The sequence below is a fragment of the Sphaerisporangium sp. TRM90804 genome, from assembly GCF_029846175.1.
Classification (GTDB): domain Bacteria; phylum Actinomycetota; class Actinomycetes; order Streptosporangiales; family Streptosporangiaceae; genus Sphaerisporangium.
Map to the genome: position 1 here is coordinate 100,171 of NZ_JARWAC010000021.1, position 21,884 is coordinate 122,054.

Annotated in this window: 21 protein-coding genes; 13 read left to right on the plus strand and 8 right to left on the minus strand. The window is 71.7% G+C overall.

All coding sequences use genetic code 11. The annotated features are described in order from the left end of the window. Positions 1-54: 54 nt before the first annotated feature. The 3 genes from PYR91_RS25585 to PYR91_RS25595 all read left to right on the plus strand — a co-directional run bounded on the left by PYR91_RS25585 (position 55) and on the right by PYR91_RS25595 (position 2,301). The gene (locus tag PYR91_RS25585) at positions 55-714 is read left to right on the plus strand and encodes a hypothetical protein (RefSeq protein ID WP_279783595.1); all 660 of its coding nucleotides are present in this window, start codon (positions 55-57) and stop codon (positions 712-714) included. A 24-nt stretch (positions 715-738) separates the two neighbouring features. Next, on the plus strand, positions 739-882 hold the full coding sequence (locus PYR91_RS25590; protein ID WP_279783597.1) for a hypothetical protein: 144 nt from the start codon (positions 739-741) through the stop codon (positions 880-882). A gap of 273 nt (positions 883-1,155) precedes the next feature. Then, positions 1,156-2,301 (plus strand): hypothetical protein, encoded by a 1,146-nt coding sequence (locus PYR91_RS25595; protein ID WP_279783599.1) that lies wholly within the window; start codon positions 1,156-1,158, stop codon positions 2,299-2,301. A 110-nt stretch (positions 2,302-2,411) separates the two neighbouring features. Here PYR91_RS25595 and PYR91_RS25600 read toward each other — a convergent pair whose 3' ends face one another. From PYR91_RS25600 to mca, 3 genes are all read right to left on the minus strand, one after another. Continuing rightward, the gene (locus PYR91_RS25600; RefSeq protein WP_279783601.1) at positions 2,412-2,720 is read right to left on the minus strand and encodes a GNAT family N-acetyltransferase; all 309 of its coding nucleotides are present in this window, start codon (positions 2,718-2,720) and stop codon (positions 2,412-2,414) included. A gap of 28 nt (positions 2,721-2,748) precedes the next feature. Next, positions 2,749-2,949, minus strand: coding sequence for a hypothetical protein (locus PYR91_RS25605; RefSeq protein ID WP_279783603.1), 201 nt, complete (start codon positions 2,947-2,949; stop codon positions 2,749-2,751). Between the two features lie 81 nt (positions 2,950-3,030). Beyond that, positions 3,031-3,915 carry a mycothiol conjugate amidase Mca gene (mca, locus tag PYR91_RS25610; protein WP_279783605.1) on the minus strand — a complete coding sequence of 295 codons (885 nt, stop codon included), beginning with the start codon at positions 3,913-3,915 and terminating at the stop codon, positions 3,031-3,033. Between the two features lie 134 nt (positions 3,916-4,049). Between mca and PYR91_RS25615 the strand changes: the two genes are divergently transcribed. The 7 genes from PYR91_RS25615 to PYR91_RS25645 all read left to right on the plus strand — a co-directional run bounded on the left by PYR91_RS25615 (position 4,050) and on the right by PYR91_RS25645 (position 11,934). Then, entirely contained in the window at positions 4,050-4,487 is a 438-nt protein-coding gene (locus tag PYR91_RS25615) for a DUF4307 domain-containing protein (protein WP_279783606.1), read from the plus strand. Between the two features lie 91 nt (positions 4,488-4,578). Continuing rightward, entirely contained in the window at positions 4,579-5,076 is a 498-nt protein-coding gene (gene greA / locus PYR91_RS25620) for a transcription elongation factor GreA (RefSeq protein WP_279783607.1), read from the plus strand. Positions 5,077-5,293: 217 nt separating this feature from the next. Further along, positions 5,294-6,628 carry an NlpC/P60 family protein gene (locus PYR91_RS25625; RefSeq protein ID WP_279783608.1) on the plus strand — a complete coding sequence of 445 codons (1,335 nt, stop codon included), beginning with the start codon at positions 5,294-5,296 and terminating at the stop codon, positions 6,626-6,628. 81 nt (positions 6,629-6,709) lie between these two features. Continuing rightward, a complete protein-coding gene (locus PYR91_RS25630) occupies positions 6,710-7,231 on the plus strand; it encodes a hypothetical protein (RefSeq protein WP_279783609.1) in 522 nt (173 codons plus the stop codon). Between the two features lie 365 nt (positions 7,232-7,596). Next, positions 7,597-9,399, plus strand: coding sequence for a phosphoenolpyruvate carboxykinase (GTP) (locus PYR91_RS25635; protein ID WP_279783610.1), 1,803 nt, complete (start codon positions 7,597-7,599; stop codon positions 9,397-9,399). Between the two features lie 190 nt (positions 9,400-9,589). Continuing rightward, a complete protein-coding gene (locus PYR91_RS25640; RefSeq protein WP_279783611.1) occupies positions 9,590-10,351 on the plus strand; it encodes an isoprenyl transferase in 762 nt (253 codons plus the stop codon). A 245-nt stretch (positions 10,352-10,596) separates the two neighbouring features. Beyond that, positions 10,597-11,934: a PhoH family protein gene (locus tag PYR91_RS25645; RefSeq protein ID WP_279783613.1), complete on the plus strand. Its 1,338-nt coding sequence runs from the start codon at positions 10,597-10,599 to the stop codon at positions 11,932-11,934. Between the two features lie 181 nt (positions 11,935-12,115). Here the strand turns inward: PYR91_RS25645 and PYR91_RS25650 are convergent, their stop codons facing one another. Genes PYR91_RS25650 through PYR91_RS25660 form a run of 3 tightly spaced genes read right to left on the minus strand, consistent with a single transcriptional unit; the run spans position 12,116 to position 14,804 of the window. After that, positions 12,116-12,697, minus strand: a complete 582-nt coding sequence (locus tag PYR91_RS25650) for a hypothetical protein (RefSeq protein ID WP_279783614.1) — start codon at positions 12,695-12,697, stop codon at positions 12,116-12,118. Beyond that, positions 12,694-14,133, minus strand: a complete 1,440-nt coding sequence (locus PYR91_RS25655) for a sensor histidine kinase (RefSeq protein ID WP_279783616.1) — start codon at positions 14,131-14,133, stop codon at positions 12,694-12,696. The genes PYR91_RS25650 and PYR91_RS25655 overlap by 4 nt, the downstream gene beginning before the upstream one ends. Further along, positions 14,130-14,804, minus strand: a complete 675-nt coding sequence (locus PYR91_RS25660) for a response regulator transcription factor (RefSeq protein ID WP_279783618.1) — start codon at positions 14,802-14,804, stop codon at positions 14,130-14,132. The genes PYR91_RS25655 and PYR91_RS25660 overlap by 4 nt, the downstream gene beginning before the upstream one ends. Before the next feature lie 366 nt (positions 14,805-15,170). On the opposite strand from PYR91_RS25660, the gene PYR91_RS25665 reads away from it, so the two are divergent. After that, a complete protein-coding gene (locus PYR91_RS25665) occupies positions 15,171-15,812 on the plus strand; it encodes a transglycosylase SLT domain-containing protein (protein WP_279783619.1) in 642 nt (213 codons plus the stop codon). 158 nt (positions 15,813-15,970) lie between these two features. Then, positions 15,971-17,971, plus strand: coding sequence for a glycosyltransferase family A protein (locus PYR91_RS25670; protein WP_279783620.1), 2,001 nt, complete (start codon positions 15,971-15,973; stop codon positions 17,969-17,971). 439 nt (positions 17,972-18,410) lie between these two features. Here the strand turns inward: PYR91_RS25670 and PYR91_RS25675 are convergent, their stop codons facing one another. Next, on the minus strand, positions 18,411-19,844 hold the full coding sequence (locus PYR91_RS25675; RefSeq protein ID WP_279783622.1) for a class II fumarate hydratase: 1,434 nt from the start codon (positions 19,842-19,844) through the stop codon (positions 18,411-18,413). A gap of 117 nt (positions 19,845-19,961) precedes the next feature. Beyond that, on the minus strand, positions 19,962-20,846 hold the full coding sequence (locus PYR91_RS25680; RefSeq protein ID WP_279783624.1) for an AraC family transcriptional regulator: 885 nt from the start codon (positions 20,844-20,846) through the stop codon (positions 19,962-19,964). Between the two features lie 92 nt (positions 20,847-20,938). On the opposite strand from PYR91_RS25680, the gene PYR91_RS25685 reads away from it, so the two are divergent. Further along, positions 20,939-21,784 carry an SDR family NAD(P)-dependent oxidoreductase gene (locus PYR91_RS25685; RefSeq protein ID WP_279783913.1) on the plus strand — a complete coding sequence of 282 codons (846 nt, stop codon included), beginning with the start codon at positions 20,939-20,941 and terminating at the stop codon, positions 21,782-21,784. The last annotated feature ends 100 nt before the right edge of the window (positions 21,785-21,884 follow it).

Consider the following 21,884-nt stretch of genomic DNA (forward strand, 5'->3'; position numbering starts at 1 on the left):
TCTGACCGTTCGATCATAGAAAGTCCCAGGTCAGAGGCAGTTCAATGTCTGCCTGTGCGGCTTCCTCATTTCGGTGCCGAGGTGGAGCGCGGCGTCGTGGACGCCGTTCCGGTCGTGGATCCCGTTCCCGGCGTGGACCGGGTCGCCGCGGATCCCGTTCCGTTCGCGGGCCGGGTCGCCGTCCCCCCGGTGGACCGGGTCGCCGTGGACCCCGTGGCGCGGGATGCGGCGGCCCTCGTGCCGCTCGTGGCGCGGGAGGCGGCCGTCTTCGTGCCGGACGCGGCGCGCGATGCCGCGGCCCTCGTCCCGGACGTCGCGCGGGAGGCCGCGGCCCTCGTGCCCGACGTCGCGCGGGAGGCGGCGCTCCTCGTGCCGCTCGTGGCGCGGGACGCGGTGGCTCGCGTCCCGGTCGTGGACCGGGAACCGGTGGCCCTCGTTCCCGTGGTCGACCGGGATGCCGAGCCCGTGGCCGACCTGGACCTGGAGGACGGGGTCGCCGACCGCGTGCGGGACGACGTCGAGGACCGCGACGTCGTCGACGGGGTGCCGGTGCGGCTCGCCCGGGACGTCCGGGGCTCCGCGGGGGCCGGGGTCTCGCGCCCGCCGCCCTGCATTCGGCGCGCCCGCTGGGCGATCACGGTGCCGAGGCCGATCGCGGCGGCGACGGGCCACTCCAGCAGGCCCACGACCGTGAGCGCCCCGAGGCCGCCGTAGTAGAGGAGACGCTCGGGCGGAGGCATGAAGGTCTTGGCGGTCTCCACCGCCCGGCCCATCTCCTGGCGGCGGCCGCTCGTGGCGCCCTGCCCGCCGGCGCGGGCCGCGGGCCTGCGCTGCGTTCCCGGCATGCGCGGCATGCGCGGCATGTGCGGCCGATGGACGTGAAAGCTCACGACTGGCGTGTCCAGGGCGAGCAGGTCGCCGTTGGATGCGGAGCGCGATCCGGTGGCATCTCGGGTCGAACGGGATGTGGTGACCGTCATGGCCTCTCCTCGAGCAGCGAGCAATCTTCTTACTTCACCTTTTGCCCACGTCACCCATCCCCACCAGCACCTTTCGTCCTGTCCTGCAATGTCTTCTTTTACCGTCGCTCGCCCGAAGCCGCGCGCCCGGTGCCGCGCTGTCGCGCGCAGGCCCGGCAGCGTAGGCTCGCGGAGCGTGAGCGTGGATCTGGACTTCGTCAGCGAGTACGCGGGCCGGCCGCCGGCCGCCCTGACCCGGCGCGACGTCGCACGTGCCCTGCTCGCGGTGCCGAGCGGCCACGCCCTGGTCGCGATCCCCGACCTGCGGCTGGAGCTCCTGGCGGCCGGCAACCCGATGTCCGTGCCCTTCTGGGACTCGGCCAAGGCCGCGCTCGCCGGCATCGAGTCGGGGGCGGCGACCGTCGGCGACGTCCAGCGGTGGCTGGAGTCCACCGGCACCGAGCCGGTCCTCATCACCCGCGGCTACTTCGTCTGGCCCGAGGAGGGCGAGCGCGGCCCGGTGGCCGACGACCTGTACGAGCGGCTCGTCTCCCACCTGGAGGAGCGCGTCGCGAGCGGCGAGATCGACCCCGACCGGCTGGCGTCCGGCGACGCCGAGGCCCGCGAGGCGTACGAGGAGATCCAGGACCGCTGGCTGACCACCGCGCTGCCGGACGGCCGGGTGCCCAGCGTCGCGGTCGACGACGAGCTGAGCGAAGGGCTGTTCGCCTCCTGGGACGAGGAGGAGGCGTTCGCGCTGGCGGAGCTGCGGCGGGTGCTCGCCGACCTGCCGGAGCCCGACTGCCCGGCGGCCGAGCTGGCGGACGCGGCCGCGCGGCTGCGCCTGTTGCTGCGGGAGCCCGGCTACCCGGGCGCGGTGCTGCGGGCCTGCGCCGGGCTGGACGACGCTCCGCTGCCCGAGAGTGACACCGAGCTGTGGCTGGCCGCGGCGGCGGGCGTCGCCGCGCCCGTCGCCGACCTGCAGGACGAGGACGAGCACCGGTTCTGGAACATCTCCGGCGAGCTGGGCCCGGAGGACGCCGCGCTGGCGTCGCTGTGCACGATCCACCACGCCGACTGGCTCGCCGCCGTCACCGAGCTGGCCCGGCGCGGGCCCGGGGTGCTGGCCACGCCCGAGCGCATCGCCAGGTTCGTCGCCGAGTCGGAGGACATCGACGTCGACATGGACCAGCCGGAGGACCTGGAGGCGACCGAGGAGCTGTTCTCGGCGGTCATCCCGCTGTGGGAGCGCCTCGGCATCGTCGACACCAAGGCGATCTTGACGCCGCTCGGCTGGTGGGGCCTGCCCAAGGCGCTGGAGCGGGCCTGGACCCCCGAGTGACGCGGCCCCGGAGCGCGTACGGCCGGGCCGTCAGCCTCGCGCGGTGACGCCCGGCCGGCCTCACGGGGCGCCCGGCCGGCCTCGCGCGGGGGACGCCCGGCGGGGCCGGCTCAGGCCTCGGCGGCGGGCTCGGGCGCGGGGGTGATCAGGTCGGCGTACTCGGGGTGCTTCTCGACGTAGCGCGCGACGAACGGGCACAGCGGCACCACGTGCACGCCGGCCTCGCGGGCGCCGTCGAGCGCGCCGCGCACCAGGCGGCTGCCGAGCCCGCGGCCCTCGAACTCGTCGTCGATCTCGGTGTGCGTGATGACGAGCTTGCCCGGCTTGCGGCGGTAGTCGGCGAAGCCGGCGAGCCGGCCGTCGACGGTGACCTCGTAGCGGGAGGCGTCGGCGTTGTCGACGACGTCGACGGCTTCCATCTGGGGATTCCTCTCGTCGGGCACCGGGCTAGCGCTGCCCGTCGGGCTTCGGCGAAGGGGAGTCGGGCTCGCCTTCGTACGGAACCTCGATCTTGGAGATCTGCTTGTTCATCGACTTCACGAGGAAGTACAGGGCCACGCCGATCGCGGCGACCACGAGGAAGCCGAGGATGCCGGGCCCCACCGGGGTGGCGGGCGCGGCCAGGGCGTACACGGCGGTGACGTTCACACTTCAAGTCTGCCACCGGGCGGGTGTGGTCCGTGCCCCGGGCGGGGCCTCGCGGCGCCCCGCCCCGGCACGGCTCGCGCGTCAGGCCGTGGCGCGCGTGATCTCGCCCGCGTGGATGCCGGCGAACAGGTCGTCCTCGGGCAGCTCGGTGTCGACCAGCGACCGGGCCAGGTGGTAGTCCTCGGTAGGCCAGACCTCCTGCTGCAGCTCGCGAGGGCAGACGAAGAAGAAGCCGTCGGGGTCGACCTGGGTGGCGTGCGCCATCAGCGCGAGGTCACGCGTCTCGAAGTACTCGCCGCACCTGACCCGCGTGGTGACCTCCCACTTCTGCGGACGGTCCTCCCAGCGGGCGATCCAGTCGCCGTACGGCGAGCCGATGCCGCGTTCGGTCATGGCCTGGTGCAGGGCCTCGAACCGCTCGCGGGTGAAGCCCATGTGGTAGTAGAGCTTGAGTGGCTGCCAGGGCTCGCCGAGCCCGATGTAGCGGTCGGGGTCGCCCGCGGCCTCGAACGCCTCGACCGACACCTTGTTGGTCATGATGTGGTCGGGGTGCGGGTAGCCGCCGTCGTCGTCGTAGGTGAGGATCACGTGCGGCTTGAACGCGCGCACCGCGGCCACCAGCGGGGCCGCGGCGACCTCGACGGGCTGGAGCGCGAAGCAGCCGTCTGGCAGCGCCTCGTTCTCGTCCTCTGGCAGGCCCGAGTCGACGAAGCCCATGAACTGCTGGTCGACGTCGAGGATCTCGCGGGCCTTCTCCATTTCGAGGCGCCTGACCTCGGTGATGTTCTCCAAGATGTCGGGCCGCTCCATCTTCGGATTCAAGATCGAGCCGCGTTCACCGCCCGTACACGTACACACCAGCACGTCCACGCCCTGGCTACGGTAGAGCGCCATGGTGGCCGCTCCCTTGCTCGACTCGTCGTCGGGGTGCGCGTGGACGGCCATCAGCCTCAGCGGTGCACTCACGGCTCGTTTCTCCTCAGATGTTCCAGGCCGGTTGCCCGGAGAGGCTGGCTTCGCGCGGGGCGACGCGAAGGGCACGGCCCCTGCGGGGGACAATTGTCTCGTGCAACACCGAGGAACCGCAGGGAGATTCCACCATGACCGATAGTGATGCCGGTTCCCACGCCGGTGGCCCGGTTCTGGGGACCCCAGACTCCTATCCGGAGCGTCCTGGGCGGTTCGGTCGTCCGGGAAGATACCTCGCGTTCATCGTCCTCGGCGTCTTCGTGGCCGCGGCCATGGGCGGCTGGGGCTACGTGATGATGACCGCCAAGGGCAACCCCGAGGCGCTCAGCCAGGTGATCGCCTTCAAGCTGGACGGCTCCAGCGCGGTGACGGTAACCTTCCAGGTGCACAAGCCCGCCGAGCGGACGGCCGTGTGCAGGTTGCGCGCCAGCGACACCAAGCATGTCGAGGTCGGCGCCCGCGACGTCTCGATTCCCCCGGGCCGGGAGGACGTCCAGCTGACCGAGCGCGTCGAGACCAGCGCGCGTGCGACTTCGGGCCACGTCCAGTACTGCTATCTCGTAGAATAAGACTTTTGGGAAAGCGTTCGAGCCGGGATATTTTTGTTAGTCTCCCGGAATTCGGACGCTGGCAACTCAGACGAGGACGCAAGGAGAACCCGTGGTCGACTCCCGCGACGAGAACGTCACCTGGCTGACGCAGGAGGCGTACGACCGCCTGAAGGCGGAGTTCGAGCATCTCTCGGGGCCCGGCCGCGTCGACATCGCCAAGAAGATCGAAGCGGCCCGCGAAGAGGGTGACCTCAAGGAGAACGGCGGATACCACGCCGCCAAGGAGGAGCAGGGCAAGATGGAGGCCCGCATCGCCCAGCTGCGGCAGCTCCTCGATCTGGCGAGGGTGGGCGAGGCCCCGCGCATGGAAGGCGTGGTCGGGCCGGGCATGACGGTCACCATCCGGTTCGACGGCGACGACGAGGTCACGTTCCTGCTGGCGTCCCGCGAGGAGAGCGGCGCCCCGATCGACGTCTACTCGCCGCGCTCCCCGCTGGGCGCCGCGATCAACGGCAAGAAGATCGGCGAGCGGGCCACGTACACGCTGCCCAACGGCCGGCAGAACACCGTCGAGATCCTTGAGGCGGTGCCCTACATCGGCAACTGAGCCCGCGAGCGGCCGCGCACGCCGCGCCAGGATGATCCGCCTTGGGCGTGGCCCGGGCGGATCACGGCTGTTCCGGGCGGATCACCGGGCATTCAGCCGCGAAGTTCGCGACAATCGGCACTGACCGGGATACCGCACGCGCCTGGACGTTCGGGTACGAGTGCGGCACTCTCGTCATGGGCCAGACATGATGAACCACGGCGAAAGGGGGAGCCGCGTGCTCGATCGGCGACCGCGCGGCTCGACCGTCGTCCGAGAACGCCTCACCCGGGGTCTGGGCTCCGCCCGTGCCTACGTGGGCGGCGCCCTAGCCGAGGCCCGTGAGGATCTCAGCTACGGCCCCCGCCTGCGCCCGCGTCCCCGCGCGCTGTCGCCGGTGGTCCGCCGCCTGGTGCCTTCGGTCGCTGTGGGCCTGGTCGCCGTGCTGGCGGCCGACCTGATGCTGCTCGGCGAGATGAACGCCCGCTCCGACGAGATCGCGGCGGCCGCCCGGCAGGAGGTGCCCAAGCGTGTCACCGGGTACGTCGCGGCGACGCGCGAGCTGCCGGTCGCGGCGGCCCCGCCGCCCGCGGTGGCGCCGCTTTCTGAGCTGCGCAAGCCGCACCTGTTCGTGGTGGCGCCCCGCTCGCTGTCGAGTGCCGCCGTCGCCAGGGTGAGGGGGCACCGCCAGGTCGGGGCGGTCGAGGTGGTGGACGCCGCCGAGGTCGCCATGGCCGGCAAGCGCGTGCAGACCATGGGGGTCGACCCCTCGACGTTCCGCGCCTACACGCCGCGCTCCACCGCCAAGTCGGACGCCCTGTGGAACGGCGTGGCCGCGGGCGACGTCGCGGTGTCGTTCACGCTGGGGAGCGACGGCGGCGTGGCCCTCGGCTCCACCGTCGACGCGGGCGGCAGGAAGTTGCGCGTCGGCGCCTACGCCACCATGGGCATGGGCCTGATCAACGCCGTGGTCTCCCACGACATGGCGCGCTCGCTGGGCGTGCCGGCGGGCAACGCGCTGGTCGTCAGCGCCCCGGGGGCCGACTCGGGCAAGCTTCGGCTGGCCCTGCTCAAGCTGCTGCCCAAGGGCAGCCAGATCGCTCTGATCAACCCCGTGCTGAAGCCTCCGGCCTCGCAGGGCCGCACCGCCACCGCCTGGCCGCAGGGCTCGTTCATGACCACCGACCAGCTCCGGGTCGCGCTGACCGCCGCGGCGGGCAAGCTCGGACGGCCGTACGTCTGGGGCGCCGAGGGCCCGGAGACCTTCGACTGCTCCGGGTTGGTGCAGTGGGCGTTCCGCCAGGCGGGCGTGCTCATGCCACGCGTCACCCACCAGCAGTGGGTGGCCGGGCCGCAGGTGCCGCTCGCCCAGGCGCAGCCCGGTGACCTGCTGTTCTGGCGCAACGACCCGACCAACCCCGGGTACATCTCGCACGTGGCGATCTACTGGGGCAACGGCAAGATGCTGCACGCCCCCCGCACGGGCGACGTCGTGAAGATCGCCCCGGTATCCACCCGGAACCTCGCCGGAGTGGTGCGCGTCAGCCCCCAGGTGTCGGCCCGCGTCCGCTGAGCGCGGGCGGGCCCATCGACTTCGAAGCACGCCGGCCCGGCGGCTCTTGAGCTTGGCCTGTATCCATGTAATCTTCATTACATGGATACAGAAGAAGGGGTCATCGTCTCGTGGTTCACCGGGCGGCTGCCGGAGGGGTGGTTCTCCGGGCAGCCCGAGTTCGTGATCGACCGCGAGGAGATCGCGCTGGTCGGCGCGCTGCCGGTGCCGGCCGCGGCCGAGCAGGCGTCGGACGCCGAGCGGGCGGCCATGCTGGACGGGCACGTCCAGAGGTTCCGGGAGGAGACCCGCGAGCGGCGCATCGAGATCGCGCGGGAGGCTGAGCACCGGTTCCGCCGCAAGGTCTCCTGGGGCGTCTCCTGCGGGGACGAGAAAGTGATGTTCACCACGCTTTCCGTGCCGGTCATGACCCGGCTGCGGCAGCAGGAGCGCCAGGTGCTCGACACGTTGGTGGCGGCGGGCGTCGCGCGCAGCCGCAGCGACGCCCTCGCCTGGTGCGCGCGGCTTGTCGGCGCGCACACCGACACCTGGCTCGCTGACCTGCGTGATGCCCTCCAGCATGTCGACCGCGTGCGCTCGGAGGGGCCCGGCATGGGCCGGTGAATTGGCCTAAACCAATTCGTGAACAGGCCTAGACCATTCGCATTGGCCTATACCAATGTGTACTCCGCCCGCCGCCGGGGAAGCGGTCCCGGCGGCCGGAGCGGCTCTTTTATCTCGGTCAAACGTGGGTAAACTCCCACGAACCATCGCGGTTCCTGCCTGCAGTGACGTCGTTTGACGGGCGGCGGACAGGGGCCACGGCGGCCGTCCGAATTCACCGGTGTGAAACAGAAATGAAATACAAGGCTGGATCTCCCCAATAGAGGGGTCTGTTTAGCCGTGTATTCACCTACTGGTCTACGCCAATTGGATTCGGGACGGATTGTCGTTAATGATGTCTGGCCTGAGAGTAAGGAGCCGGCCCCGTGTCCGTTTCCAGCGAGAAGACCGCCCCGACGACCCACGCCGGGCTTGTGGCCTGGGTTCGCGAGATCGCCGAGCTGACCCGTCCCGACCGCGTCGAGTGGTGCGACGGGTCCGAGGGCGAGTGGACGCGCCTCACGAACCTCCTGGTCAAGCAGGGCACCTTCACCCGGCTCACCAAGCGCCCGAACAGCTTCCACGCGGCGTCCGACCCCTCCGACGTCGCCCGCGTCGAAGACCGCACCTTCATCTGCTCCGAGGACCCCGAGGACGCCGGCCCGACCAACAACTGGATCGCCCCCGACGAGATGCGCCGCACCTTCGGCGAGCTGTTCGACGGCTCGATGCGCGGCCGCACGATGTACGTCGTCCCGTTCTGCATGGGCCCGCTGGGCGGGGAGCTCTCCCAGCTCGGCGTCGAGATCACCGACTCGCCGTACGTCGCCGTGTCGATGCGCCTGATGACCCGCATGGGCCAGGACGCCCTGCGGCTCATCGAGGAGCGCGGCGCCTTCGTCAAGGCGGTCCACTCGGTGGGCGCCCCGCTCGCGGACGGCCAGGAGGACGTGCCCTGGCCGTGCAGCGATACCAAGTACATCAGCCACTTCCCCGAGACCCGGGAGATCTGGTCCTACGGCTCGGGCTACGGCGGCAACGCGCTGCTCGGCAAGAAGTGCTACGCGCTGCGCATCGCCAGCGTCATGGCACGCGACGAGGGCTGGCTCGCCGAGCACATGCTGATCCTCAAGCTGACCCCGCCCGGCGGCGAGCCGCGTTACGTGGCCGCCGCCTTCCCCTCGGCCTGCGGGAAGACCAACCTGGCCATGCTGGAGCCGACCATCCCGGGGTGGAAGGTCGAGACGGTGGGCGACGACATCGCCTGGATGCGCTTCGGCGAGGACGGGCGGCTGCGCGCGATCAACCCCGAGGCCGGCTTCTTCGGCGTGGCACCCGGCACCGGGCAGTCGACGAACGCCAACGCCGTGCGGACGCTGTGGGGCAACAGCATCTTCACCAACGTCGCGCTGACCGACGACGGCGACGTGTGGTGGGAGGGGCTCACCGACGAGCCTCCGGCGCACCTGACCGACTGGCGGGGCCGCGACTGGACACCGGACTCGCCGGAGCCCGCCGCCCACCCCAACGCCCGGTTCACCACGCCGGCGGCCCAGTGCCCGACGATCGCGCCCGAGTGGCGCGACCCCGAGGGCGTGCCGATCTCGGCGATCCTGTTCGGCGGACGCAGGGCGACCGCCGTGCCGCTGGTCACCGAGTCGCTGAGCTGGCAGCACGGCGTCTTCCTCGGGTCGAACGTGGCCTCCGAGAAGACGGCTGCCGCCGAGGGCAGGGTCGGCGAGCTTCGTCGCGACCCGTTCGCCATGCTTCCGTTCTGCGGCTACAACATGGGCGACTACTTCGCCCACTGGATCGAGATCGGCAAGACCGGCTCGCCCGGCAGGCTGCCCCGGCTCTACTACGTCAACTGGTTCCGCAAGGACGCCTCCGGCCGGTTCCTGTGGCCGGGGTTCGGCGAGAACAGCCGCGTGCTGAAGTGGATCGTCGAGCGCCTGGACGGCCGGGCCGAGGCCGTCGAGACGCCCATCGGCCTGGTGCCGCCGCTCGGCGCGCTCGACACCGAGGGCCTGGACATCGCCGAGGCCGACCTCCGGACGCTGCTGTCGGTCGACCGCGACGTCTGGAAGGAGGAGGCCGCGCTGATCCCCGGGCACTTCGACACCTTCGGCGCGCACCTGCCCAAGGAGCTGTGGGACGAGTACACCGCCCTGGTCGACCGCCTGAACTGACCCGGCGCGGCACCGGGGCCGCGCGGCGGGCGTTCCGCCGCGCGGCCCGTCCCCTCGCGTGTCCGCGAGGTGTCCGGCACGTGGCCTCCCGGGCCGGGCCAGGTGAAGCGGGAGGCGGCAGCCTGCGGGGCGCGTGATAATTGCCTGTGTCAACGCCCTTAAGCGGAAGGGCGGCGAAGGGGAGGCTCCCATGGGCGTGCGCGACCTCGTGTACCGGCTGTACGAGCGCCGGCTCGGGACGAGGCTGTCCGCCGACCAGATTCCCAGGCACGTGGGCGTCATCGTCGACGGAAACCGCCGCTGGGCGCGGGCCATGGGCCATCGCGACGTGCGTCACGGGCACCAGAAGGGCGCGGACAAGATCTCCGAGCTGCTCGAATGGTGCCGCGAGGCCGGTGTGGAGATCGTCACGGTCTGGCTGCTGTCCAGCGACAACCTCACGCGGCCGAAGGAAGAGCTCGACCCCCTGATGGAGATCATCGAGGACACCGTCCAGGGGCTGGTGGCCGGAGGATGGCACGTCAACACCATGGGCGCTCTGGACCTTTTGCCGGATCGGACGGCAAGAATCCTCAAAGATGCGAAAGAAGGGACATCACGGCGTCCTGGGCTGATTGTGAACGTTGCAGTTGGGTATGGAGGAAGGCGTGAGATCGCTGATGCGGTGCGCTCTCTCCTCCAGGAGCACGCCAGCACGGGCGCGAGCATCGAGGAACTCGTCGAGGTCCTCGATGTCGAGCACATCGCGGAGCATCTCTACACGCGCGGCCTCCCCGACCCGGATCTTCTCATCCGCACTTCGGGAGAGCAGCGACTCTCCGGATTCCTGCTCTGGCAGAGCGCACACTCGGAGTTCTACTTCTGCGAGGCCTACTGGCCTGACTTCCGCAGGGTCGACTTCCTGCGTGCGCTTCGCTCCTACGCCGCGCGGCACCGACGGTACGGCAGCTGAAACACCACGTGAACACCCCTACATGGCCATGATTGGTCTGTTGGGGAGGGGGAATTCACGACGTACCGTTAGCAGTAGGCAGTCCATACGGCCTACTTCGGGAGAGGGTCCGCCCTTGCGTCGCACGCGTGCGAGGAGGGCCGGTCTCCGGCACCGCCTCGCGCGAGCGTGGCCGAGTGCCGGGCCCGGTCCGTTCACCACCTCATATGGCAGGGCGCTTACTCCTGGCGCCCGGGGGAGAACGCGTGGCAGTGTCCTCGAGCAACCCGTCCACAACTTCGCGTAGTGACACGCCGTCCAGGCGTACCTACGTCGTGGACACCTCTGTACTCCTGGCCGACCCTGCGGCGATGAATCGCTTCGCCGAGCACGAAGTGGTTCTGCCGATCGTCGTCATCACCGAGCTGGAGGCCAAGCGGCACCATCCTGAGCTGGGTTACTTCGCCCGCAAGGCGCTGCGCTTCCTCGACGACCTGCGGGTGGAGCACGGCAGGCTGGACGAGCCCATGCCGATCGGCGAGGGCGGCACCATCAGAGTGGAGCTCAACCACAGCGACCCCGCGATCCTGCCCGCCGGCTTCCGGCTGGGCGACAACGACACCCGTATCCTCACCGTGGCGCGGTCGCTCGCGGCCGAGGGCTTCGACGTCGTGCTGGTCTCCAAGGACCTGCCGATGCGGGTCAAGGCCGCCTCGATCGGCCTCACGGCCGAGGAGTACCGCGCCGACCTGGTGGTCGAGTCCGGCTGGACGGGCATGGCCGAGCTGCAGGTGACCACCGAGGACGTCGAGAAGCTCTTCGAGAACGGCTCCTGCGACCTTGAGGAGGCCAGGGAACTCCCCACGCACACCGGCCTGCGGCTGCTGTCCAGCCGCGGCTCGGCGCTCGGGCGGGTGCTGCCCGACAAGTCCGTGCGGCTCGTGCGGGGCGACCGCGAGGTCTTCGGCCTGCACGGACGCTCGGCCGAGCAGCGCATCGCCCTCGAACTGCTCATGGACCCCGAGGTCGGCATCGTGTCGCTGGGCGGCCGGGCCGGCACCGGCAAGTCGGCACTGGCGCTCTGCGCAGGCCTGGAGGCCGTCCTGGAGCGCCGCCAGCACCGCAAGGTGGTCGTCTTCCGGCCGCTGTACGCGGTGGGCGGGCAGGATCTCGGCTACCTGCCGGGGTCGGAGAACGAGAAGATGGGCCCCTGGGCGCAGGCGGTGTACGACACGCTCGGCGCCGTCACCACGCCCGAGGTCATCGAGGAGGTCCTCGACCGCGGCATGCTGGAGGTCCTGCCGCTCACGCACATCCGCGGCCGCTCGCTGCACGACGCCTTCGTCATCGTGGACGAGGCCCAGTCGCTGGAGCGCGGCGTGCTGCTCACCGTGCTGTCGCGCATCGGCGCCAACTCCCGCGTCGTGCTCACCCACGACATCGCCCAGCGCGACAACCTGCGGGTGGGACGCCACGACGGCGTGGTGGCGGTGGTCGAGAAGCTCAAGGGGCACCCGCTGTTCGCCCACGTCACGCTCACCCGCTCCGAGCGCTCGCCGATCGCCGCCCTGGTGACCGAGATGCTGGAGGACATCACGGTCTGATCGGCGCCCGTCCGTGCCGCCGGCGACCTCGCGTCCCGGCGGCCACGGCGGTTCCCGGCGGTTCTCCGGAGGTCGGGGCGGACGGCGGTTCCCGGAGGTCCCGGCGGTCCTCCGGGGTTACGGCGGTCCCGGGAGGTCGGGGCGGACGGCGGTTGCCGGCGGCTCCCGGCGGTCACGGCGGTCACGGCGGGAGGTTGACGTTCGGGGCGGCCAGGTCGTGGTACTCGCGGCAGGTGTGCTCGCCCAGCGCCACGGGGCCCTCCGGCGTCGTCAGGGTGACCTTCACGGCCCAGATGTCCTCGCGCAGCCGCGCGGTGCAGGTGATCTGGGCCATCGCCGTCCTGCCGAGCGGGCCGGGGCCGTTCACGATCACGTGCAGCCGCAGGCCCACCGGGTTCTCCGGGTCGTTGCGAACCCCGCCCTCCACCCCGTACCGGCCGACGGGGCTCTGCTCCAGCCGGAAGCCCTCCAGGGCCGTCCCCCGGGTGGTCCCCGGGCGCGCGGTCACCGCGAACAGGGCCTTCATGACGTCCTGCGCGTCGCCGGAGATGGCGGCGACGTTCTCGGGCGCAAGGCGGCCCTCCCGCAGCACGTAGACGGTCGCCACGGCCGCCCGGGGGCTGATCACCGGCGCGGGCCCGGCGTCCTCCGCGTCCGTGCCGTCGACCCCGCACCCCGCGGCCAGGGCGAGCGCCAGCAGCGGCGCCAGGAGCCGCGCGACCCCGCGCGTGCCCGTGCCGCGCGTCCGGAGGCGGCGGCTCATGTGCGCGGGATCCACAGGGTGAACCGGGTGCCGGGCTCGCACAGCTCGACCTCGATGGTGCCGCCGTGCAGCTCGGCGTTGGCCTTGGCGATGGCCAGGCCGAGCCCGCTTCCCTCGCTGCGCGCACGCCCCGCGCCGACCTTGTAGAAGCGGTCGAACACCCGCGCCAGCGCCTCCGGCGGGATGCCGCCGCCGTGGTCGCGGACCCGCACCTCCAGGCCGCCGCGCCGCGCGCGTGCCGCCACGGTGACCGGCGGGGCGCCGTGGTGCAGGGCGTTGCCGACGAGGTTGGCCACGATCACGTCGAAGCGCCGCCGGTCGAGCGAGAACGACAGGCCGGCGGGCACGTCGATGCTCGCGCGGCCCGTCCAGGCGCGGATCTCCAGGCAGTCGGCGAGGGCCACGCCGACCTCGACGTTCTCCCTGTTCAGCACGGCGGCGCCCGAGTCGAGCCTGCTGACCTCGATCAGGTGGTCGACCAGCACCCGCAGCCGGTCGATCTCGCGGACCACCAGCTCGACGGCCTTGCCGGAGTCGGGCGGGAGGCGCTCGACCTCCTCGGTCAGCATGTCGGTCACCGCGGTCATGGCGGTGAGCGGGGTGCGCAGCTCGTGCGAGACGTCGGCCACGAACCGGCGGGACATGGCCTCCAGCGCCCGCAGGTCCGAGACCGTCTTCTCCAGGGCCGAGGCGGTGTCGTTGAAGGTGGCGGTCAGCGCGGCCAGCTCGTCGCGCCCGCTGACGGGCAGGCGGGTGTCCAGCTTGCCGGCGCCGAGCGCCCGGGCGGCGTCGCCGAGTCTGCGCACCGGCAGCAGGACGCTTCTCGCGGACACCAGCGCGACGGTGAGGGCCACCCCCAGCGTGATGCCGCCCGCCTGGGCGAGCGCGACGCGCAGCCGCGCGAGCACGCCGTCCTCCTCCCGGAGGGAGACGAAGACGAAGACCGTCATGCCGGTCGGGCGCACCCCGCCCCACCTGCCGGCCCGGTTGACCTGCGTGCCGATCACCAGCCACGGCTGGTCCCCGATGATCAGCCGCTGGCGGACCATGCCGGTGGAGGACTGCCTGCGCAGCTCCTCCGGCACGTCGGCGAGCCGGAACCGCGCTCCCGGGCTGAGGCGGACGCGGGACCCGTACTCCAGCACCACCTGCCGGTCGGGGGCGCTCAGCGACTCGGCGAGGTCGGTCAGGTCGCTCTCGGAGATCACCGAGTCCTGCGGCCACAGCAGGTCGCCGGTGCCGATCGGCAGGGAGACGCGCTGCAGCACGTCCCGGACGTCGGCGACGGCGCCGGTCTGGGCCCGGTCGAGCAGCGCCTTGCGCACGAGCTGGTAGCCGATGCCCGCGACCAGGACGGAGGCGGTGACGGCGACGAGGACGAAGGTGACCACCAGCCGGCCGCGCAGCCCGGTGGGGTGCCGGCGGCCGAGCTTCACGGTGGGCTGAAGCGGTAGCCGAAGCCGCGCACGGTGTGGATGAACACCGGCTCGGCGGGGACCGGCTCGATCTTCGCGCGGATCCGCTGCACGCAGGCGTCGACCAGGCGCGAGTCGGCCACGTGGTTGTGGTCCCAGACCGCGCGCAGCAGGTAGCGCCGGTTGAGCACCTGGCCCGGGTGGCGAACCAGCTCCAGCAGCAGCCGCAGCTCGGTGGGCGTGAGGTGGATCTCCTTGGAGGCGAGGGTGACCTTCAGCGCGCCCCGGTCGATCACCAGCTCACCGAAGGTGATCTTGTCGGAGGACGCCGACTCCAGCCGGCGCAGGACGGCCCGGATGCGGGCGTCCAGCACCCGGGGCTCCACCGGCTTGACCACGTAGTCGTCCGCGCCGGCCTCCAGGCCGACCACGATGTCGAGGTCGTCGCCGCGCGCCGTGAGCAGGATGACCGGCAGCGAGTCGAGCCTGCGGATGCGCCGGCACACCTCCACGCCGTCGATGCCCGGCAGCATGACGTCGAGCACGACGATCTCGGGGCGGCGGGCGCGCACGTGGTCGAGGGCCTCCTCACCGGTCGCGTACGAGGTCACGGAGTGGCCCTGGCGCGTGAGGGCCAGCTCAAGGCCCGTTCTGACGGAGGGATCGTCTTCGACGAGGAGGATGCCTGCCACCTCCCGCATTATTCCTGCACATCTGCATGCCTTCTATGTCATGAAATCGTGACTCGCGAGCCATGGAACCTCCATGGGCACGCCCCACGCTGAGATGGTCCCTCCGGTGCGGGGGCCCGGAGGGCACCAAGAACACCGGGTGTGATGAAAATCACACCAATCGGAAAAACCCCACGTTACCGGGCGGTCGGGTCATAGCAAAGTCAACAAACTTCCACGTTCCGGTTGCGAACCACCCCCCAGGTAAGGGCAAGCTCATAGGCCGTGAGCACAGGCCAGCAGGTACGGGACAGGCGAGGTAAGCGGGACGACGGCCCCCCGCCGCCCCCACGCGGCCGCGGCCGCCCGCCCCGACAGGGCTCGTTCATGACCCCGAAGCGCATGACGATCACCGGGCTGTCCGTCGCCCTGGTCGCGGCGTCGGGGTTCTACGTCGTCAGGACGGCCCAGGAGAACGAGGCGGCCAGGAAGGTCGCCGAGGCCGAGGCCATGACGCTTCCCGACCTCGCCCGCATGCTCGACAACCCCTTCGCGCCCGACCCCGAGACCGACGCACTCAAGGCCGCGGCGGCCCAGGCCCAGCGGGCGCAGGCCATCAAGGACGCACGCAACGGCGTCCCCGCCTTCAAGCGCGTGAAGATCGTCAAGAAGGCCCCGGCGGGCGGCGGCTTCGCTCCCGCCGACTTCCCGCCCGGCTCGCGTCCCAACCCCGGCAGCAACAAGGCCCTCGGCCAGGAGATGGCCGCCGCCCGCGGCTGGGCCGGCGAGTGGGGCTGCCTGGAGAAGCTCTGGGACAAGGAGAGCAACTGGAACGAGCGGGCGATGAACCGCAGCAGCGGCGCGTACGGCATCCCGCAGTCCCTGCCCGGGCACAAGATGGCGAGCGCCGGCAGCGACTGGCAGGTCAACCCGGCGACCCAGATCAAGTGGGGCCTCGGTTACATCGCCGCCCGCTACAAGTCGCCCTGCGGCGCCTGGGCCCACTCCCAGCGGGTGGGCTGGTACTGATCCCGATCCCGCGCACCTGACCCCCGCCCACTGACCCCGCACAGGCGCGCGGCCGCCGCTCCTCCCGATTCCGAGCAGCGTGAACTCTTAGTCAGGGTTCTTTGACGTTTCGGCAAGCCTGACGGCCTTTCGCCGGGCTCCGTCGCACGCTGACCCCCATGGGAGTCAAGGTCAGCGTGGTGGTGCCGGTGTCCGAGCCAGGCCCGGACGATGACGCGTTCGACGCGTGCGTGCGTTCGCTCCTGGAGCAGTCCATGCCGTCCGGCGAGTACGAGGTGATCTTCGCCGACGACCGCTCCGGCGACGGCACCAGGGAGCGTCTGGACGCCGTCGCCGCCGTGCGGCCCAACGTCCGCGTCCTGCACCTGGAGCCCACCGGGACGCCGTCCCACGGCCGCAACGTCGGGCTGGCCGTGGCCCAGGGCGAGTACGTCTACCTGCTCAACCAGCGCGACCGGCTCGAACGCGTGGCGCTGGAGATGATGTACCGCACGGCGGTTGAGACCGACGCCGACGTGCTGATCGGCCGGCTCGTCTGCGGCGACGGCCCGCCGCCCCGGGCGTTCGCCCGCAACCGCGAGCGCGCCGACCTGCTGGGGGACCGCCTGCTGGCCCTGCCGACCGCGCACAAGCTCTTCCGCAAGGCCTTCCTCGACCGCCGCGCGATCCGCTTCGCCGACGTCGAGCCCGAGCTGTCGGAGCAGGCGTTCGTCGTGAAGGCCTACCTGACGGCGAAGGTCGTCGCGATCCTGGCCGACCACGTCTGCTGCCACCTCGGCCCCGTGCCCGAGACGCTCCCCGACCCCGCCGCCTACGTGCAGGGCGTGCGGACGGTCCTGGACGTCATCGACGCCCACAGCGACCCCGGAGAGGAGCGCGAGCGGCTGTACGCCCACTGGTTCCGCACGAGCGTGCTGCGCCCGCTCGGAGGCCGCCGCCTGCTGTCCGCCCGCCCCGAGCGGCGCGCCTCGATGCTGGCCGCGCTGCGCGAGCTCACCCTCCAGCGGTTCCCCGAGGAGCTGGATCGCCATCTGCCGGTCTATCAGCGGGCCCGGGCGGTTCTGGTCAGATCCGGGGAGCTGGGCCGCCTGACGGCCCTCAGCGAGGCTTCCAGGGGCACCGCGCTGCAGGCCGAGCTGCGCGACGTGTGCTGGGACGAGAGCATCCTGACGATGGACCTCGCCGCCGAGATCGTCGCCGCCGACGGGACGCCCATGACCTTCCAGGCGGACGGCGACCGGCTGCTGTGGACGCCGCCGATCGAGGGCGTCACCCTGCCGCCGTCGCTCGCCGACGTGACCGAGGCGGTTTCCCGGGCGCGCATGGAGGTCTACATCCGGCACGCCGAGTACGGCGGCATCTTCTTCATCCCGGTGTCCGGCGAGGTCTGCCGCGCGCGGGAGGGCGACCGGGTGCGGGTCTGGGCCGTCGGCCGAGCCCGCCTGGACGTCGGCTCCGCGGCCGCCGGGCGGCCGCTGCGCTCGGGGGAGTGGGAGGTGCATGTGCGCATGCACAGCGGCGCCCAGCAGGCGCGCACGCGCGTCGCCGGGCACCGGGGCGCCACGCTGAGCTGCGTCGGCGTGCTCGCCGGCCGTCCGCGCAAGCTCATCATCCCCTGCTGGTCGGAGAGGCGGGAGCTGAGCGTGTACGTCGAGCCGAAGTCGTTCGCCGACTCCATCGTGCTGGTGTCGCCCGGCGCCTCGGTGACGCACCGCCAGGGCCACGTCTTCCTCGTCCTGCCCGTGCCGTACGTGCCGCCCAGCGGCGGCCCCCCGGCCGAGCTGCTGCTGCGCCAGCTCACCGGCCGGGGCCGCGTGATCACCGTCCCGGCGCTGGTGGAGCCCGGCGTGCCCGGCCGCTACCCCGGCCAGCTCGTCGCCAAGGTCGGCGTGCGCCGCCTCCCCGGCGAGGGCCACCTCGGCCCCGGCCTGTGGGCCCCGCAGATCCGCGTCGAGGACCGCGAACTGGACCTGCGCTTCCTGCTGGAGATGAACAGGTCAGGCAGGGCGGCCATCCGCCCGGCCGCCGACCCGTCCACCCCCGCCACCCGCACCACCCCCGTCGCCCGCCTCCTGTCCCGCCTCCCCGGCGGCCGCCACGCCACCCGCCTGGCCCAAACCCTCCAACAGCGCTACCTCCCCCCCGAACCCCCGGGCTGAGCCGCCCGCGGCCCGCGCTCACAGGTGCCAGGTCGAAGCGCCTTCAGGGGAGAGCCTCACGCATGTCCGCGGCTGACGATCCCGCTGTCAGCACGGCTCGCGGTACCTCTCCTCATCGCAGCCCTGGGAAATGGTGCCTTCGGCGCGTCTAATCAAGGGCGGCCCTCGCCCCGGTCCACCCCCCCGGCGGCGCAAGCGGCTGCCCACAGCCGCCGAAGGGCCGAGCCTGCGCTGCGATGGGAGCGGGCAGGGAGGGGTCTCGCCCCTCAGAGAGCGTGCCGATGGCACCATTTGGTCGGTGACGGAGGGCCGCTCGACGAAGGCGCCGTCGCTTACGTGCGGGGACCCGCCGCGTACACGACGCGGCGGGGTTCTGGGGTTACTTGATCACTCGGCGCTGGGCTGGGTGGACACCTCGGTCATGGCCGACGGCCGGCGGTCATGGTGAGCCGGTGCCCGGCTGCGTTCCCCGGGCGTCGGGGTCGCCGTGAGGGGAGGTCATGGCGAGGACGTCCAGGGCGGCGTCCAACTGCTGTTCGGTGAGCTTGCCGGAGGCGACGTGGCCGCGTTCGAGGACGACGTCCTTGATGGGCCTGCGCTCCTTCAGGGCCTGCTTTGCGATGCTCGCGGCCTCCTCGTAGCCGAGGTGGCGGTTGAGGGGGGTGACGATCGACGGGGAGGACTCGGCGTACTCGCGCATGCGGTCGGCGTTGGCGGTGAGGTAGTGGACGCAACGGTCGGCGAGCAGGCGGGAGACGTTCGACAGTAGGCGGACGGACTCCAGCACGTTGCGCGCGATGACCGGCATCATGACGTTCAGCTCGAAGTTGCCGGACGCCCCGGCGAAGGTCACGGCGGCGTCGTTGCCGATGACCTGGGCCGAGACCATGCAGACGGCCTCGGGCACCACCGGGTTGACCTTGCCGGGCATGATCGAGGAGCCGGGCTGCAGGTCGGGCAGGTTGATCTCGCCGAGCCCGGCGCGCGGGCCCGAGCCCATCCAGCGGAGGTCGTTGGCGATCTTGTTGAGGGAGACCGCGACCACGCGGAGCTGGCCGGACACCTCCACGAGCGCGTCACGGGCGCCCTGGGCCTCGAAGTGGTCGCGGGCCTCGGTGAACGGCAGGCCGGTGGCCTCGCCGAGCTTCTGGATGACCTTGCGCGCGAAGCCGGGCGGGGTGTTGATGCCCGTGCCGACGGCCGTCCCGCCCAGCGGCAGCTCGGCGAGCCGGGGCAGGGTGCTGCGCAGGCGGGCGATGCCGTTCTCGATCTGCGTGGCGTAGCCGCCGAACTCCTGGCCGAGCGTGACCGGGGTGGCGTCCATCAGGTGCGTGCGGCCGGACTTCACCGTCTTGCCGAAGACGTCGGCCTTCTGGCGCAGCGCGACGGCGAGGTGCTCCAGCGCCGGCATCAGCTCGTGAACCACGTCGAACATCACGGCCACGTGGATGGACGTGGGGAACACGTCGTTGGAGGACTGCGAGGCGTTGACGTGGTCGTTCGGGTGCACCGGACGCCCGAGCCGCTTCTCGGCCAGCGTCGCGACCACCTCGTTGGCGTTCATGTTGGAGGAGGTTCCCGAGCCGGTCTGGAAGACGTCGATGGGGAACTCGTCGCTCCAGTCGCCCTCGGCGACGTCGGTGGCCGCCTCGGAGATGGCCTCGGCCATGTCGGGCTCCAGCACGCCCAGCTCGCCGTTCACCTCGGCCGCGACCGCCTTGATCAGGCCCAGTGCCGCTATGTGGGCGGGCTCCAGGCCGCGCCCGGAGATCGGGAAGTTCTCCACCGCCCGCTGCGTCTGCGCCCGCCACTTGGCCGCCGCCGGGACGCGAACCTCGCCCATTGAGTCGTGTTCGATTCGGTAATCCGCCATGCCCCCAGTCTCGTGCCACGAGCCCCCCGCCGCGTCCAGACGGGTGGCCTCGAAAGCCGGAACACGACGGCGGCGCCCGGGGAACGGCCACTTGGGCGTGGCGCTCTGGTCAACCCGTCAGTGGTCGCCCGACTTCGCGGCGGCCCATGTCCCGACTCCGAGCTGAAGTCGGATGTTCGCGGCGTCGGCGGCCGGTGCCCGGCCGTAGAGCTGGCGGTAGTCGCGGGAGAAGTGAGAAGCGCTTCGGTAGCCGACCGCGGACGCGGCCTGCGCCGCGGCCTCCCCGAGAACGATCATCCGATGGCGGGCCTCACCGAGCCGAAGCCTCTTGAGGTACTGCATCGGCGTCATGGACGTCGCGTCCTTGAAGCGTCTGAAGAGCGTGGGCTGACTCGTCCGGACCGCGGAGGCGAGCGACTCGACGGTCCAGGGCTCGGCCATCCGGTCGGTCAGCAGGCTCACGGCACGCGGTACGACGGCATCGCGGTCCTCGACCACCGCGAGGACCCTCGGCGCCTGGTCTGTCTGAAGCAGGCGAAGGACGACCTCGCGGGACACCAGCGGACCGAGGACGGCGATGTGCTCGGGTTCGTCGAGCAGGGAGACGAGGCGGGCGAACGCGTCGGCCAGCGGCGGGGTCCAGGTGCCGAGCCGCTCCAGGGCCGCGGGGGAAGGGGTGCTTCTCGGCATCGCGGCCGCGACCTCCGCGACGACGATCGGGTCGAGCCGCCAGCGTGCGGCCAGGAAGCCGCGCCGCTCGTCAGCCTCGACCACGGCCGAGACCACGGGCAGGTCGACGGGGGTGATGATGAACCGGTCGCGTCCCCATATCTGATCGTCGTCACCGACGATCGAGCGCTTGCGCCCCGACACCACCACCGAGAAGGACGGGGGATAACGCTGGAAGGCCAAGCCCGTCGCGGCGGTGACGTGGCTGAGCCGGAGCCCCAGCCGGTCCGTGAGCGCCTGGGCGCCCGCCCGTCGCAGAACGACATCGGCCACCTGGTCGAGTCTGTCCGCGGTCGTCGGGTCCATACGCGATATCCAACCTCATACCCGGTACCGGCACCGTGCGGGGATCGGGCAAACAAGTGATGGTCTCAGGCAATGTGCGGGGCCTCTCGGGCGCTGAGGATCGAGATATGCGAACGAACGAAGAGCTGCTTTCCTCCCTCCCCGCCGATGGCACGCTGGTCGGCCGCACCGCTTTGGTCACCGGATCGTCCGGCGGCATCGGCGAGGCCGTCGCGCGAGTCCTGGCCGCATCGGGCGCCGAGACCGTCGTCAGCGGCCGGGACCCGAAGCGGGCGAGGGCCGTCGTGGACACGATCCTCGCGGCCGGCGGGCGAGCTCACGCTCTCACCGCGGACCTCGCCGCCGAGCCCTCCGCCATCCGTGCCTTCGCGCGGGACGCCGAAGCCGCACTCGGCGGACGGGTCGACATCCTCGTCAACAACGCGGGCGTATATCCGGGCTCCCGGACCGCCGACGTCACCGATGACGAGATGCAGGCCCTGTGGGCCACCAATGTTCGCGCTCCGCACGTCCTCGTCGCGAGTCTGGCGCCCCGTATGGCGGCACGGGGATACGGCGCCGTGGTGAACATCGGCTCCTGGATGGCGCGCGTAGGCGTCCCGTACAAGGCTCTGTATCCGGCGACCAAGGCCGCCGTCGAACAGCTGACCCGGGCGTGGGCGGCCGAGTACGGGCCCCATGGCGTCCGCGTCAACACGGTGACGCCGGGAGCGACCGCGACGCGCGGCACCGCGAAGAGCGCGGGCCGGCTTGTCGAGATGACGAAGGCGACACCGGCCGGTGTCCCCATCCGTCCCGCCGACATCGCCTTCGCGGTCCGATTCCTCGTCTCCGACGAGGCGGCGCTCGTGCATGGGGCGACCCTCGACGTGGATGGCGGGCTGACCGCCACCCGGTCGCGCTGACCGGCCGGCACCGTAACGCTCTCCCGCCGGGAGGGCCGGTTGCGGTGCCAGGGTGCGACGACCGTGCTGCCCGGCCGGAGCCGTGCGGGTAAGGCTGCGG

Bases quoted from the DNA above. Each gene is read 5' to 3' on its own strand.
- PYR91_RS25665 (WP_279783619.1), top strand. From the start codon at position 15,171: ATGACCCCGAAGCGCATGACGATCACCGGGCTGTCCGTCGCCCTGGTC.
- PYR91_RS25640 (WP_279783611.1), top strand. From the start codon at position 9,590: ATGGGCGTGCGCGACCTCGTGTACCGGCTGTACGAGCGCCGGCTCGGG.
- PYR91_RS25600 (WP_279783601.1), bottom strand. From the start codon at position 2,720: ATGGAAGCCGTCGACGTCGTCGACAACGCCGACGCCTCCCGCTACGAG.
- PYR91_RS25675 (WP_279783622.1), bottom strand. From the start codon at position 19,844: ATGGCGGATTACCGAATCGAACACGACTCAATGGGCGAGGTTCGCGTC.
- PYR91_RS25615 (WP_279783606.1), top strand. From the start codon at position 4,050: ATGACCGATAGTGATGCCGGTTCCCACGCCGGTGGCCCGGTTCTGGGG.
- PYR91_RS25590 (WP_279783597.1), top strand. From the start codon at position 739: ATGAAGGTCTTGGCGGTCTCCACCGCCCGGCCCATCTCCTGGCGGCGG.
- PYR91_RS25650 (WP_279783614.1), bottom strand. From the start codon at position 12,697: ATGAGCCGCCGCCTCCGGACGCGCGGCACGGGCACGCGCGGGGTCGCG.
- PYR91_RS25670 (WP_279783620.1), top strand. From the start codon at position 15,971: ATGGGAGTCAAGGTCAGCGTGGTGGTGCCGGTGTCCGAGCCAGGCCCG.
- PYR91_RS25685 (WP_279783913.1), top strand. From the start codon at position 20,939: ATGGTCTCAGGCAATGTGCGGGGCCTCTCGGGCGCTGAGGATCGAGAT.
- PYR91_RS25630 (WP_279783609.1), top strand. From the start codon at position 6,710: ATGGATACAGAAGAAGGGGTCATCGTCTCGTGGTTCACCGGGCGGCTG.